Here is a 14,391-nt window from a genome sequence, read left to right as displayed (position 1 = left end):
TTCGGTCGCCTCAAGGACTGGCGCCGCGTCGCAACCCGATACGATCGCTGCCCTACCGCCTTCTTTTCCGCCATCACCCTCGCTGCCACCGTCATCTTCTGGCTGTGATCAACGAGTCCTGACCCTAGATCGAACGAAAGCTGCTTGCGATCAAAGCTTCCGATTTCCAAATTTACTTCATGAACAGGATCGCTGGAGGGGCGTTTGGTCACCGTATTGATGATACCACCTGGACCCGCGTTGCCGTACAAAACCGAGGCGGCACCTTTCAAAATTTCGACGCGTTCCAAGCCGTAAGGCTCCTGCTTACCATTAAAGGCGTTCACCATGTAGCGCATGCCGTCGCGATAGAGGCTGCCTTCGATAGCATCTGAAGCGAAGCCGCGAAGATTGATCCGGTCCGCCGTACGATCATTACCTTCGGAACGATAGACACCCGCGGTATAGGTCAATGCATCGGTGAGATTCTGAGCCTTCGTAGTCCGCATCTCCTCCGCCGTCACAACTGATATGGATTGGGGAGTTTCTACAATCGGTGTGTCGGTTTTGGTGCCGCTGGCGCTACGACGCGCAACATAACCCTTTACCGACGAAGTAGCCGTAGGCTCTCCGATATAAGCGCCCCTCGCTCCCGCTGCGGATTCCCCTTCGACGCGAACGGGACCAAGTTGGATCGCACCGTCTGCCGATTGGGGCGCCGTTTCGAGCGTCACGATATTGCCGCTGATGCGATAGACTAGGCCGGTTCCGGTCAGAAGGCGGCTCAACGCCTCAAGCGGGGCCAGTTCGCCGGATACGCCGGCGGAAGTACGGCCATTGGCCAAGGCGGCCGGCACACTGACCTGCAAGCCGGACTGGCGGCCAAAGATTGTTAGCGCGGAGGGAAGCGACTGGGCGGGAATGTCGAAGGTTCGGGCGGAAGTTGCCTGTGCCTTTGCTGGAACGCTGTATGCCATTCCCGCCATTGTCGTTGTTGCCAGCAAGGTCGCAGCACAAATCGCGCGCCGGTTGCTGAGTTTCAAACCCCCATAATTCACCATGAAACGTCCTTCATCAAAAATATAGGATGAGGGCCGCTCCCATGATAATGCGAACGGGTTGCAGATGCGTAATCCCTCGCATTATATCGACTGTAGAGCTTCGTTTTTTTTCGGAAAAATTTGTGCCTTTTCAGTTTTACGCTGATAATCGTTTTATTCTCTGATGGTTAATTGTCAGGGAATTATCCAATTGGCCGTCAGGATTCAGCGAGAACCAACAACCACGGCGTAATGCGAATAACTTGCCCGCCATAGGCTTTGGTCAGCGCCTCCATCGCCCCGACTGGATTGCGCAGGTCATACACGCCAGTCACATGGCGCTGGACCAGCGCATCAGATCGCACAACGATCATGCCGACATACCAAGGGCGCAGCGCCTCTATGACCTCGCGCATTGGTCTGTCCTGCACGGCGAGTTGTCCGTCACGCCATGCGCCGATCAAGGCTGGGGCCTCCACTTGCTGCTGGGTTTGTCCCTCCCGGCCGATAGACAGGGATCGTCCGGCGACAAGCCGATCGGAAAGGGCGCGCGCCTTCGTCAAATCATCCACGCGCACAGTGCCTTGTTGGACCGCGATATGAATCGCGTCATCGGTCATGCCGACCTCAAAGGCGGTGCCTATATCGGTCGTCCTGATGCTCCGGGCATCTACCCGAAAGGGTCGGCCGGATTCATGGCGCACTTCGAACCATGCCTTTCCGCGCAACAGCGTGACGCGGCGCTCCTTTTTTGAATAGTCGATGCTGAACGCCGAACCGGGCGACAAGCTTGCATGGCTTCCATCCGCTAGGTCGATCTCGCGCGGTTCGGCGGTGCCCGCCAGCGCGTCTGCTTGCCAGCGCAACGCCAGTTCCGGGGCAACCATGACTACAATTATCGCGGCGGCTGCGGCCGGCAATGCAACCGTGACCAGCCGGCGGCGCCCCTTGCCCTTGCTGCCAGACGCACCAACTCGAACGTGTTGCTTATTGCGGACAGCGGCGATCGGCGGAGCCAGCGTAGGAGCGCGACGTTCCGCTAGCTTCTCCCATCTTGCAATGTGGACCGGCCTCGTCTCTCCAATGCTGGCATAAACCTGTGCGGCTTCCTGCCATGCCGCGGCGTTTAGCGGGGCAGCGTCGTACCATTGCTCGAAACGCACGCGTAGGTCGGCATTATCCGGGGATTCCTGAAACGCGACGATCCATTCAAGTGCTTCTGCATCAGCATGCTTCGCGGCGGAATCATCATCCTCCGGCATTATAGCTCCCTCAGCCCATCGCCGTACAGACAGACCTTCGCCCGATGCCATGATTGCATAAGCGTCAATCGATACCGACTGTTTGGCGTCCGATTTTTTCGGATAATTTCGTTATAACCCCTCATTATTCCTCAACGCAGGCGCGAGCGGCAATGGGCAATGCCATCGATGACAAGCTCGTGCGCGACGGTTACAGACACGCCCAATTCCTCTGCGATCTCGCGCAGCTTCGCACCGCCGAATCGGGACATTTCGACCGCGATCCGCGTCCGGTTCGGCAATTCGGCAAGCGCAGCCTCAAGCCGGGCATATTGATCATTTGCAAGTGCCATCTGCTCCGGTGAAGGCTGATCGGCAACAATGTTGGCGAGCGCTGCCTCGCCATCGGGCACGAAGGCCTCATTTTCCCGGCGCGAGCGCCAGAGGCGATTAATCGCAAGATTACGGACAATCCTGGCCAGATAGCCGCCTGGCCGTGCCAAAGGCTGCTTCGCGGCCATCTCGCCCAGCCGCAGATAGGCCTCCTGAACCACCTCTTCGGCGAGGTCTCGGTCACCCGTGATCCGACTGGCATAGCGGATCAGTTCTCGGCGCTTCTGGATAACCTCTTGATACTCGAACTTAATCTGCCCCACATCCATCGCCTTGAAACACGGCGCCCGAGGGGCGACTCGAATTGTCCACCATCCAAACACTTGCGAACGAGTTGCATTAGTAGCGATCGGCAAAAGGATTGGCAACGTCACTGCCGTGCACCACGCTGACGTCTCTCTTTTCCGAAAAAATGCAACGCCAAATAGTCGATTAATGGAGGCGGCCAAGTCCCCGCGAACGACCAAAGACCTCGATCGACAGAGGGATGAATGAAAGCGGAGAACAAACACAACGCAACAGAAATGGTCGATTTTTTGCATCCGGTGGGCATGTACCGTCTCAGAGTGGAGGCGCGGCTAAGCCATAGCGGCGTGCTCCCATGCAGTCCGGCGATCATCCGTCATAACTTCGCTCTGTCCGCCTCCGAATGGACCTGCACCTTTGGCTGACCTTTGCTGCGGCATCCTTCGTGAAGGGCATCATTCCCGGTCCCGGTGTAGCGAGCATCCTCGGTCTCGCGTTCAGCTCTGCGTGCGTGGTCGTGGCGCACCCATGACGTACCTGTCCCATACGGCACCCTTCCATTCCAACGAAAGGATCGCACCATCAAACGCTGGGATCAAACACCTGGGCGATTGCAATGACTTGATGCGTTGGAGGTCATGATGCGCATCTTCTTGATCCCGCTTTTCTCGCCCCCCGGTTGTCTAATCGCACCGCCAACGCGCGGGGGCATCGACAGCCTCGAACGTCGACCCCGGCGATAGGATGTGAAGCCATCAATGATGCGGCGTTGCGTCTGCGGGCCGCCGCCTCAGCCAAACTCCCCTCAGCCTCAATGTTGCCGTTTCCTTCTTACTCTCCTGAGGGGCGTTTCCCAGCCGTAGGCTGATAAAGGCCCGGCCGCTTCGGGGCTGCTCTGATTTATGCAACGCAGCGTCGGAATCATTGCATTTGATCGTAAGCTTTGGACTTTGTAGGGCATTAATGCCGCTGCAAATGCGGTGGCGAGCCGTGCAAGTGGTTCGACCTGACATGCGACGGGACGAGAGGATCGATCGGGGGATCATCACGTGCTTCGTCTGCTTTCCACTGCCCTGTTGTTCGCCGCCGCGTTTATGGCGACGGGCTCCGCGCGCGCTGCGGACTGTGTGCCGGGCGGCCCCTGTTCCACGCCCTTGCCCGTCCGCGTGGTCGTCGTCACCATGTTCGAGATCGGCAAGGATAGCGGCGACGCCCCCGGCGAGTTCCAGTTGTGGAAGGAGCGGCGCAAGCTCGACATGCGCATCCCATTCCCGCAGGGATTCCACGACCTCTATTACAATCCCGACAGCCGCATCCTGTCGATCGTCACCGGCGTGGGCAATATCAAGTCGGCAGCGGCGACGATGGCGGTCGGGCTCGACCCGCGGCTAGACCTCACCCATGCCTATTGGTTGGTGGCAGGTATCGCCGGGATCGATCCGCATGATGCGTCGATCGGTTCGGCGGCCTGGGCGCGTTACCTGGTGGACGGCGACCTGGCGCATGAGATTGACGCGCGCGAGATCCCGGCGGACTGGAAGACCGGCTACTTCCCCCGCCGCCGCAAAGGACCCAATGATCCAGCGCCGCGGCCCGAGCCGTCGGGCGAGCTGTTTGAACTGAACGGGGCTTTGCGCGACTGGGCCTATGCGCTGACGAAGGACATGACTTTGCCCGACGATCCGGGCATTGCGGCCGAACGCCGGCGCTATACCGGCTTTCCCAATGCGCAGCGTCCGCCCTTCGTGTTGAAGGGGGATCAGCTTGCCGCGATGACGTTCTGGCACGGCGCGCGGCTGAATGATTGGGCCAATGGCTGGACGCGTTACTGGACCAAGGGTGAGGGCGAATATGTCACCTCCGCGATGGAGGAGACGGGTACGATGCAGGCGATCGAATATCTCGACCGCGCCGGCAAGGTCGACCGCGACCGCGTGATGGTGCTGCGCGCGGGCAGCAATTACGACATGCCGCCACCGGGTGTCAGCGCTGCCGAAAATCTCCTGCGCGAGAATGAAGGCTATACCGGCATGACCGCCGCGCTGGAAAGCCTCTATGCGGTCGGGTCCCGCGTGGTCGACGAATTGCTCGTTCATTGGGATCGCTACGAACAGGCGCCACCGAAATAATTCAGGGCTGGGCCTGCCGCCATGTGCGGCACGGGCCGCGGCACAACCGAACCGATACGAACCTTGGGGGGATATATGCGTACTCTACTTTATACCGGCACCGCCGCGATCGCGATCATTGCCACGGCACTGCCCGCCGCGGCACAGGACGTCACATCGACCATCCGGGGGCAGGTGGTATCGGGCGGCGTCCCGGTGCGCGATGCGGAGATATTGGTGACGCACGTGCCGTCCGGCACGACGGCCACGACCCGCAGCAACACGGACGGGAATTTCAGCGCGGCCGGTCTGCGTGTCGGCGGTCCTTTCACCGTCCGCATCACCGCGCCGGGCTATGCGACCACGGTCATCACCGACGTCAATCTGACCGCTGGCCAACCGCTCAGCCTGCCGGTCGAGCTCGCGCCCCAGGGGGCCGAAGTCGTCGTGACCGCGCGGTCAGTGGGGGCGGTCGATACCGCAGGCGGTCCCGCGACCGTGCTCAACCGCCAGGCGATCGAGGGCGTTGCGTCGGTTCAGCGCGACATTCGCGACATCGTGCGCCGCGATCCCTTCGCCACGATCGACGCGGGCCGGACCTCGCGTGGCGTGTTGATCGCCGGGCAGAATGCGCGACTGAACAAGTTCTCGGTCGATGGCGTGCGCTTCTCGGACAATTTCGGTCTGAACGACGGCGGCTTGCCCACCGCACGCGGGCCGGTGCCGATCGACGCGATCGAGCAATTGTCGGTGAAGGTCGCCCCCTATGACATCCGCGAAGGCGATTTCCAGGGCGGCGCGATCAACGTCGTCCTGCGTTCGGGCACCAACGATCTGACCGGTTCGGCCTTCTATACCTATAGTTCGGATGGCCTGACGGGCAGCCGTACCCGCGTGGGCCCCGGCACGCCGAGCGGCCGGATCGCGCTGGACTTCGAGAGCCGCAACTATGGTGCGTTTCTGTCCGGGCCGATCATCAAGGACAAGTTGTTCTTCGCGCTGGCCTATGAATATCTCAAGGAGGATACGCCGATCCAGATCGGCACCGCCGGCTTCCCGACGGTCGTGCCCAACCTGACCGACGCACAGATCGCCGGGGTCACCAGCACCGCGAAGAGCGTCTATAATTACGATACGCTGGGCGTGCAGTCGACGCTGCTCGAAACCGACAAGAAATATACCGCCAAGCTCGACTGGAACGTCACGGATGGCCAGCGGCTGTCGGCGACCTATATCCGGAACGACAGCGCGCAGACCTCGACCGCGGGCTTCTCCAGCGCCGTCGCGGCCAGCCCGGCGCTGGGCCTGGGGTCGAACAACTATCGGCGGCCCGAAAAGGTCGATTCGATCGTCGTCCAGCTCAATTCCGACTGGAGCTCGCGCTTCCACACCGAATTGCGCGGCAATTTCCGCGCCTATGACCTGACGCCGGTGCCCTTCGGCGCCACTCCCTTCGCGCAGATGCAGGTCTGTCTCGATTCCGTGTCGGCGGGCAGCCTCGTCGCCTGTACCCAGGGTTCGACCGCGGCACCGGGTACCGCGAGGCTCTATTTCGGGCCGGACCAGTTCCGCCATTTCAACTATGTCCGTACGAAGCAATATGGCGGCGAAGCGGTCGCGCGTTTGGAGGCGGGCAACTTCACGATGAAGCTGGACGCCGGGTACCAGCATCTCGATGTCGCCAATGCCTTCACCCAGAATGCCTATGGCAATTTCTATTTCGACTCGCTGGCGGATTTCCAGAACCGGCGCGCCAGCCAGTTGACGCTGGGCGGATCGGTGACGGGCAACCTGATCGATACGCTGGCCAGCTTCGAATATGACCAATATACCTTTGGCGGACAGGTGTCTTGGGACCCGATGGCGAACCTGAACGTCACGGCGGGTGGTCGCATCGACCTGTATGGCGGCACCACGCCACCGCCGCTGAACACGTTCTTCCTCTCGCGCTACAACTTCACCAATACCGCGACGACGAACGGTCGGTCGGTGTTCCAACCGCGCCTGTCCTTCCGCTACGCACCGACCGACACGCTGCAGGTGCGCGGCGGCATCGGCCTGTTCGCGGGCGGTGCGCCGAACGTCTTCCTGGGCAACAGCTATTCGGTGTCGGGCGTCTTCGCCAATTCGGTGACGTTCGAACGGCTGGCGAGCGGTGGTTGCCGCGCGCCCGTCCCGGCAGACGTCTGCGCCGCGGCGCTCGACAATGTGAACGGCAGCAGCTTCAGTTCGCTGGTCACCGACTTCCTGCGGACTAACACGACCTCTCTATCGCTCGCCAACGTCAATGCGCTCGATCGCAACTATAAGCTGGATTCGACGTGGAAGAGCAGCCTGTCGCTCGACTGGTCGCCGACGTTCGAGGGCTTCCTGGGCAGCGGATGGACGCTGGGTGGCGACGTCTATTATGGCTGGGTCAACAACGCCTCGATCTATCGCGATCTCCGCCTCGCCGCGGCGGGAACGATGCCGGACGGCCGGACCCGCTATGTCTCGCTGACCGCGGGATCGAATACCGATCTGCTGCTGACCAATACGAAACAGGGCTATAGCTTCGTCGCTGTCGCCCGGATCGACAAGGACTTCGATTCCGGCCTTTCGCTCGGCGCGGCCTATACGTGGCAGGACGTGAAGGATGTTTCCTCGATGAACGGCACGACCGCATCGGGCACCTATGGCCAGAATGCCATGGTCGATCCGAACATCGCGGCCTATGGCACGTCGATCTACCAGGTGCGCAACAGCATCAAGTTCCATATCGATTACGACCATGCCTTTTTCGGCGATTACAAGACGCGGATCAGCCTGTTCGGCGAGCATCGTTCGGGCCTTCCCTACAGCCTGACGATGAACGATCCGGCGCTGGTCAACGGCCACTCGATCTTCGGCACGGCGGGCAGTTCCAATCGCTATCTGCTTTATGTGCCCAACGTCTCCGCGATCGGGGCGGACTCGCGCGTCACCTATGACAGCCAGGCGACCTTCGACGCCTTCTCGGCCTTTGTTCGCGACAATGGGCTGAAGCAGGGCGCGATCGTGTCCAAGAACAGCCAGCGCGCGCCGACTTGGACGAAGATCGACCTTCACGCCGATCAGGAAGTGCCGCTGCCCCTGGGCGCGCGGTTCAAGATCTTCGCCGACATGGAAAACGTCCTGAACCTCATCAACCGCGATTGGGGCTCGTTGCGTCAGGTCGCCTTCCCCTATCTCGCGCCGGTCGTGAACGTCGCCTGTGCGGCCACCACCTCGGCGGGCTGCGCGCAGTATCGCTATTCGAACTTCTCGAACCCTGCGATCAACAATGTCGGCCGAGTGTCGCTCTGGAGCCTGCGGATCGGCGCGAAGGTCGAATTCTGAACGGCGCGGCGAACATCCGTTCGCCGATTGCCCTTGCCCCTCGAAGAGCCGACAGGACCCCGCGGGTTGGGATCACCCACCCGCGGGGCTATCTTTCGCCCGGCGACTCTTCCGACCGGGCTTGACTATAGGGGGGAGGGGCCCGGCCTTTTCTGGATCGGCCATGTGTGCGGGGAAAACCGGGCCTAATTCGTCTCAGCGCAGGATGATGTCGGCACCATGTTTGTGCTCGCGGATTTCCGCCTCGGTCAGTCCGTCGATCTCGTGCGGGAAGATGAGCCAGTCATTGGTCTGATAGACGAAGAAATCGGGCTTCAGATCGGTCACGTTGCGTGACGGCTTGTAATAGACGGTCGCGACCTTCACCTCGTCCGGGATATTGTTCCGGCAACGATCCTTCAATTCCTTGAGCACCGCGCGGATGGATCGCCCCGAATCGAACACATCGTCGATCAGGAGCAGGCGGTCCTCCGGGTTGAGGACGTCGACCAGATAGCCGAGGCCGTAGATCCGCACCTGCGGGTCCTGCTGGTCGATGCCGGTGTAGGAGGTGGTGCGGATCGCGATGTGATCGCTCTGCACCCCACGATATTCGAGCAGTTCCTGAACGGCGATCCCCACCGGCGCGCCGCCGCGCCAGATGCCGACGATATGGGTGGGGCGAAATCCCGAATCGAAGACCAGATTGGCGAGGCGGAAGGAGTCTTCGAGCAGACGGTCGGCGGACAGATAGAGTTTGGTAACCACGGAATTTCCATCATCATTGTTGTACGGATGGGCAGAGATACCCATGCTCGCATCCCGCGATCATGTTGTACTCCTCCCGCCCTGAGAGCAATGGGCGCGTCGCATGTCGGCGCGACGACAGCCCTAGCAGGTCATGGGGCATTGTGTGCGAACGCCTCCAGCCGGGCGAGATGCGTCGCGATCGCGTCATCGTCCAGAAACGATCCCAGGAAGCTGTTGCGCGCCAGTGTCACCAGGTCCGCGCGCGACAGGTTTCGGGCCTTGGCGACGGCCCGGTAATTGTCGCCGACATAGCCGCCGAAATAGGCCGGGTCATCCGAGTTGATCGTCGCGCGCAGACCGAGGGTCAGCATCCGGTCGATGGGATGATCCGCCATATCCCCGACCACGCACAATTTATGGTTGGACAGCGGGCAGACGGTCAGTGTCATCGCTTCGCGCGCGAGGCGTGCGGTCAGAAGCGGATCTTCCAGCGCGCGATTGCCATGGTCGAGGCGGTCGATCCGCAACAGGTCGAGCGCCTCATGAACATAGGCCGGCGGACCTTCCTCCCCGGCATGGGCCACGCGCTTGAGCCCCGCATCCCCGGCGGCCGCGAAGACGCGGGCGAATTTCGAAGGAGGATGGCCGACCTCCGAGGAATCGAGGCCCACGCCATCGATCCGATCGAGCCATTTTTCCGCCTGGCCGAAGGTGGCGAAGGCGGCCTCTTCATCCAGGTGGCGCAGGAAGCACAGGATCAGCTTCGACGTCAGGCCATGCCGCTCCCGCGCGGCGGTCATCCCGGCTAGTAGTCCGTCCATCACCACGTCGAAGGGGATACCGCGATCGGTATGGGTCTGCGGATCGAAGAAGATTTCGGCGTGCACGACGCCATCCGCCGCCGCCCGATCGAAATAGGCGACCGATAGATCGTGGAAATCCTGTGCCGTCCGCAAGACGTCCGCACCCGCATAATAGATGTCGAGGAAATCCTGCAGGTTGGAAAAGGCATAGGCGGCCCGTACCTCTTCCACCGATCGGAACGGGATGTCGACCTTGTTCCGGCGCGCCAGTTCGAACATCAATTCGGGTTCGAGACTGCCTTCGATATGGAGATGCAATTCCGCTTTGGGCAGGGCGGTGATGAAGTCGTCGTCGGTCATTCGGGCAGGCTCCATCCGAAACAATCGGTAGCGTGATCGTCCCATCATGCGCAATCGATGACGCCTGCGATAGCCTCGGCGTGCGAATTCCGGCGTGATTCGGGGAGGGGACACCACGGCGACAAGCGATGCCTTTTCTCGATCGCTCCGTTCCAGATTCGGCGCTGGTGGCGGCAGGGGCGATGCCGATACCATGGCGATCATCATCCAGCGGACATACGGAGACCCAAGCCATGCAATCGGCGACATCGGAGTTGCCCCTGGCAGGACAGGGTCTGGCGGAGGAGGGCGCGTCCCATCCGTCCGTCGCAACGGCAGGGGGCCGGGCCGATGACGGCGTCGATGCGATCCTGCCCGCACGACGGCTGGTGCCGCTGGCGTTCCAGCATGTGCTGGTCATGTATGCCGGGGCGGTGGCGGTGCCGCTCGTGGTCGGGCGTGCGCTCGGCCTGGCGCCCGCGCAATTGGGCATGTTGATCAGCGCCGACCTGGTTGCCTGCGGTTTCGCCACGTTGATCCAGACGCTCGGGCTGCCGTTGGTCGGTATCCGCCTGCCGATCGTGATGGGCGTGACCTTCGCCTCGATCAGCCCGATGCTGGCGATGATCGCCACCGGCCATGCCGATGGCACGCCGCCCGAGACGGTCTTGCGGGGCATATATGGCGCGGTCATCGTCGCGGGGCTGTTCGGCTTCCTGATCGCGCCGTTCGTCGGGCGGGTGTCGCGGCTTTTCCCGCCTGCCGTGACCGGGACGGTGATCCTGTCCATCGGGTTGAGCCTGATGCGGGTCGGTATCAACTGGACCGCGGGCGGACAGCCGACCGATCCGGGATATGGCGCGCCAGCCCATCTGTTACTGGCGCTGCTGACCCTGTGCGTCGTGTTGTGCCTGATGCGGTTCGGCCATGGTCTTGTGCGCAGCGGCGCGGTGCTGATCGGCACGGTCGCGGGGACCGTCTTTGCCGGGATCATGGGGCAGGTAGACCTAACGCCGGTGCACGAGGCGCCATGGTTCGCGCTGGTGCGGCCGTTCCAGTTCGGCCTGCCGACCTTCGACCTGCCCGCGTCGATCGCGATGTGCCTGGTCATGATGACGGTGATGATCGAATCATTCGGCATGTTCATGGCGGCGGGGCAGATGGTCGGTCGGCCGGTCGACCGTGCACAGATGGTGCGCGGGCTGCGCGGCGATGCGGCCGGAACGCTGCTGGGCGGCGTATTCAATACCTTTCCCTATACTTCTTTCGCGCAGAATATCGGGTTGTTGAGCATAACCGGCGTCCGTTCGCGCTTCGTATGCGCAGGGGCGGGGGTGATCCTGCTGACGCTCGGCGTCTGTCCGAAGCTGGCCGCGCTCGTCGCGGCAGTGCCCCTGCCGGTATTGGGCGGCGCGGCCCTGGTCATGTTCGGGATGATCGCGGCGACCGGCATCCGCATCCTGGGTTCGGTCGAGCTGACCTTCGAGCGGTTGGTGACGATCGCGGTGTCGATCGCCGTCGGGCTGATCCCGGTGCTGTCCGACCGATTTTTCCAGGCGATGCCGACGGCGCTCGCCCCGTTGCTGCATTCGGGCATCGTGCTGGCGTCGGTCAGCGCGGTCGGACTGAACGCGTTCTTCAGCGCGCGGACCAGCACCGACGACCCGGTGGCCTAACCCGCACGAAGCCGCTCGATCGAACGGCGGGCGTCGGCCAGGATGGTGGCCTGGCATGCGCTGACCAACGCGCCGTCGGCGACGATGGCCCGCCCCTCGACGAACAGGTCGCGCACACCGGCGGGCGGGCAGAGTATCAGTCCTGCCACCGGATCCCAGGCGCCGGTATTGGCGCTCCCGGCCACGTCCCACACCGCCAGATCGGCGCGGCGGCCGACCATCAGGGCACCGCAATCATGCCGTCCCAGCATCTCCGCGCCGCCTCGCGTCGCCAGCCGGAGAGCAGCGCGCGGCGACAAGGCTCCCGCGCCGCCGGTGACGCGTTGCAGGAGCAAGGCCTGTCGTGCTTCATTCAACAGGTGGCCACTGTCGTTCGACGCCGATCCGTCGACCCCGAGCCCGAGCGGCACACCGGCCGCCAGCATCCGGACGACGGGCGCGATACCGGAGCCCAGGCGGCAATTGGAGCAGGGGCAATGCGCGACCCCGGTGCCGGTCGCGGCGAACAGCGCGATCTCGTCGGCGTCCAGCTTGACCGCATGCGCCATCCACACGTCCGGCCCCGTCCAGCCGAGCCGTTCGGCATAGACGCCGGGCCGACAGCCGAAGCGGGCGAGCGAGAAGGCGACATCGTCGTCGTCCTCGGCCAGATGGGTGTGGAGCATCACCCCCTTGTCGCGGGCGAGCAGCGCCGCGTCGCGCATCAGGCCTTCGCTGACCGAAAAGGGCGAGCAGGGAGCGACGCCGACGCGAACCATCGCGCCGGGGGCGGAATCGTGGAACCGGTCGATCACGCGGATGGTGTCGGCCAGGATCGCGGGTTCGCGCTCGACCAGTGCATCGGGGGGCAGGCCGCCCGCGCTTTCGCCCACGCTCATGCTGCCGCGCGTCGGGTGGAAGCGCAGACCGATCTCCGCGGCCGCCGCGATCGTGTCGTCCAGCGTGACGCCGTTCGGATAGAGGTACAAATGGTCGGTACTGAGCGTGCAGCCGGAGAGCGCCAGTTCGGCCAGGCCCAGCCGCGTGGCGGCATGGACGTCGTCGGGCCGATAGCGGGCCCAGATCGGATAAAGCCGCTCCAACCAATTGAACAGTGAGGCATCGATCGCCCCCGGCACCGCGCGCGTCAGCGACTGGTACAGATGATGGTGGGTGTTGACCAACCCCGGGGTGACGACGCAATTGCGTGCGTCGATGGTCCGGTCGGCCGCTCGCCGCAGTGGGGCGAGCGCATCGGTCGTGCCGATCTCGGTGATAACGCCGTCGCGCCACGCGATCGCGCCGTCGGCGACCTCCCGCTCGTCATCGTCCATCGTGACGAGCATGGCGGCCGAGTGCAGGACGGTCAGCGTCATTGGGGCGGCGTCTGGCCGTAGCGATCCCAATGGGCGAGCAATTCCGTCACCACCCGGTCGCCGACGCGGTACAGGCTTTCGACCGACGCGGTCAGACCGGCATAGCCCTCATTCTCGCGCAGCAGATAGTCGGCCGCGCTGACGCCGGGGGGCGGCATGGTATAGTTGCTGCCCGAACGCAGGACGAGAACGCGATCCTTGTCGACGCGGGCGATCTTCGACAGATAGTCGATCGCCTGAAGCGTCCCGCTTTCTTCCATCGCGCTGGTGACGAACTGTCCCTGCCCCCGCGTGAAATAACGGGTGTGATCGTTGGCCCAGCGGTTGAGCAGCGCCCCGTGCCAGAAGGTCATGGCCGAGAACTGGTCGCCGATCAGGACGAAGGGCGGCTTTTGCGCATTGGGCTGACCGGTGTAGCGTGCGCGTTCGCGGGCGATGCCCGGATCGTCGGGCAGCGGCACGTCGCGGGTCAGGCGGTACGCCCATTCCGTCAGCCTGGGATTGAGCGCGAACACCTCGCCGCCGTCCTGACGGGGCGGGGCGGGATCGTTCGGCCCCTTGCGGTCGAGCGGGAAATAGCCGCTCTTCCAGTCGGCGGGGATTTCGCGCGCGTCGATCTCATGCGCCAGATCGCCGTCGACGACATAGCGGGCCCAGGCCGCCGAGCCGATCGAGGCATCCTCGGGATCGATCCCGGCGATGCCCGCGACCAGCCAATAGGCGCGCGACAGGTCGAGCCGGGTGTCTAGGCCGATTGCAGTGATTGCAGAGGCGGCCCGTATCGATCCGACGCCGGTGACGACCCCAAGGATCTGCGTTTCCGGGTTGTAATAAAGGTCGTGATAGCCGTGCGGGAAGGGGATGCGCTGGTAGAGGTTGCGCCGTGTCTTCCATAGCTGGAACTCGCCGGCGGTATCGCCCTCGTCCTTGCCGATCTCGAACATGGTGACGACGACCATTCGCACCGGCAACGGGCGGGCGCAGGGCGCGGCGATCGCGCAAAGGGCGGGCGGCGAGGCCGGAGCGGGGGCGGCGGTGACGGACGCGGCGGCTGCGAGCAGCAGGCCGGGGAGAAAAGCGGACATGATCGATACTCCGGCCGGGCGGGGAGGCGGCCGTCCGCTC

At 63.2% G+C, this 14,391-nt stretch carries 10 protein-coding genes and 2 pseudogenes; 5 read left to right on the top strand and 7 right to left on the bottom strand.

Features of this window, described 5'->3' with window-relative positions:
* Window positions 1-108, top strand: a pseudogene (locus NZL82_RS14860) (IS5/IS1182 family transposase); the annotation flags it as partial.
* 173 nt (window positions 109-281) lie between these two features.
* On the opposite strand, the pseudogene NZL82_RS14855 reads toward NZL82_RS14860, so the two are convergent.
* The 3 genes and pseudogenes from NZL82_RS14855 to NZL82_RS14845 all read right to left on the bottom strand — a co-directional run.
* Window positions 282-956 (bottom strand): annotated as a pseudogene (locus NZL82_RS14855) (TonB-dependent receptor plug domain-containing protein); the annotation flags it as partial.
* 281 nt (window positions 957-1,237) lie between these two features.
* Entirely contained in the window at window positions 1,238-2,281 is a 1,044-nt protein-coding gene (locus tag NZL82_RS14850) for a FecR domain-containing protein (RefSeq protein WP_261270531.1), read from the bottom strand.
* Window positions 2,282-2,412: 131 nt separating this feature from the next.
* On the bottom strand, window positions 2,413-2,916 hold the full coding sequence (locus tag NZL82_RS14845; protein ID WP_261270530.1) for a sigma-70 family RNA polymerase sigma factor: 504 nt from the start codon (window positions 2,914-2,916) through the stop codon (window positions 2,413-2,415).
* A 228-nt stretch (window positions 2,917-3,144) separates the two neighbouring features.
* Here NZL82_RS14845 and NZL82_RS14840 point away from each other — a divergent pair, with 228 nt between their 5' ends.
* The 3 genes from NZL82_RS14840 (at window position 3,145) to NZL82_RS14830 (ending at window position 8,364) form a co-directional block, all read left to right on the top strand.
* Window positions 3,145-3,324 carry a hypothetical protein gene (locus tag NZL82_RS14840; RefSeq protein ID WP_261270529.1) on the top strand — a complete coding sequence of 60 codons (180 nt, stop codon included), beginning with the start codon at window positions 3,145-3,147 and terminating at the stop codon, window positions 3,322-3,324.
* A gap of 624 nt (window positions 3,325-3,948) precedes the next feature.
* Entirely contained in the window at window positions 3,949-5,028 is a 1,080-nt protein-coding gene (locus NZL82_RS14835) for a purine nucleoside permease (RefSeq protein WP_261270528.1), read from the top strand.
* Between the two features lie 75 nt (window positions 5,029-5,103).
* The gene (locus tag NZL82_RS14830) at window positions 5,104-8,364 is read left to right on the top strand and encodes a TonB-dependent receptor (RefSeq protein WP_261270527.1); all 3,261 of its coding nucleotides are present in this window, start codon (window positions 5,104-5,106) and stop codon (window positions 8,362-8,364) included.
* A gap of 195 nt (window positions 8,365-8,559) precedes the next feature.
* On the opposite strand, the gene NZL82_RS14825 is transcribed toward NZL82_RS14830, so the two are convergent.
* Both NZL82_RS14825 and NZL82_RS14820 read right to left on the bottom strand, forming a co-directional pair.
* Window positions 8,560-9,111: a phosphoribosyltransferase gene (locus tag NZL82_RS14825; RefSeq protein WP_261270526.1), complete on the bottom strand. Its 552-nt coding sequence runs from the start codon at window positions 9,109-9,111 to the stop codon at window positions 8,560-8,562.
* A gap of 131 nt (window positions 9,112-9,242) precedes the next feature.
* Window positions 9,243-10,256, bottom strand: a complete 1,014-nt coding sequence (locus NZL82_RS14820; RefSeq protein WP_261270525.1) for an adenosine deaminase — start codon at window positions 10,254-10,256, stop codon at window positions 9,243-9,245.
* A gap of 233 nt (window positions 10,257-10,489) precedes the next feature.
* On the opposite strand from NZL82_RS14820, the gene NZL82_RS14815 reads away from it, so the two are divergent.
* Complete coding sequence (locus NZL82_RS14815) at window positions 10,490-11,911, top strand: nucleobase:cation symporter-2 family protein (RefSeq protein WP_261270524.1); 1,422 nt, start codon at window positions 10,490-10,492, stop codon at window positions 11,909-11,911.
* Here NZL82_RS14815 and NZL82_RS14810 read toward each other — a convergent pair.
* Window positions 11,908-13,266 carry an 8-oxoguanine deaminase gene (locus tag NZL82_RS14810; protein ID WP_261270523.1) on the bottom strand — a complete coding sequence of 453 codons (1,359 nt, stop codon included), beginning with the start codon at window positions 13,264-13,266 and terminating at the stop codon, window positions 11,908-11,910. The two genes, NZL82_RS14815 and NZL82_RS14810, sit on opposite strands and share 4 nt — an antisense overlap.
* On the bottom strand, window positions 13,263-14,351 hold the full coding sequence (locus tag NZL82_RS14805; RefSeq protein ID WP_261270522.1) for a purine nucleoside permease: 1,089 nt from the start codon (window positions 14,349-14,351) through the stop codon (window positions 13,263-13,265). Before NZL82_RS14805 ends, NZL82_RS14810 begins: the two co-directional genes overlap by 4 nt.
* Window positions 14,352-14,391: the final 40 nt, after the last annotated feature.

Source organism: Sphingomonas sp. LC-1 (assembly GCF_025371035.1).
Taxonomy (GTDB): Bacteria; Pseudomonadota; Alphaproteobacteria; order Sphingomonadales; family Sphingomonadaceae; genus Sphingomonas; species Sphingomonas sanguinis_E.
This window is presented reverse-complemented; position numbering and strand designations above follow the sequence as displayed.

Coding starts and splice junctions, on each gene's coding strand:
- NZL82_RS14850 (WP_261270531.1), bottom strand. CDS start 2,281: ATGCCGGAGGATGATGATTCCGCCGCGAAGCATGCTGATGCAGAAGCA.
- NZL82_RS14840 (WP_261270529.1), top strand. CDS start 3,145: ATGAAAGCGGAGAACAAACACAACGCAACAGAAATGGTCGATTTTTTG.
- NZL82_RS14830 (WP_261270527.1), top strand. CDS start 5,104: ATGCGTACTCTACTTTATACCGGCACCGCCGCGATCGCGATCATTGCC.
- NZL82_RS14820 (WP_261270525.1), bottom strand. CDS start 10,256: ATGACCGACGACGACTTCATCACCGCCCTGCCCAAAGCGGAATTGCAT.
- NZL82_RS14815 (WP_261270524.1), top strand. CDS start 10,490: ATGCAATCGGCGACATCGGAGTTGCCCCTGGCAGGACAGGGTCTGGCG.
- NZL82_RS14810 (WP_261270523.1), bottom strand. CDS start 13,266: ATGACGCTGACCGTCCTGCACTCGGCCGCCATGCTCGTCACGATGGAC.
- NZL82_RS14805 (WP_261270522.1), bottom strand. CDS start 14,351: ATGTCCGCTTTTCTCCCCGGCCTGCTGCTCGCAGCCGCCGCGTCCGTC.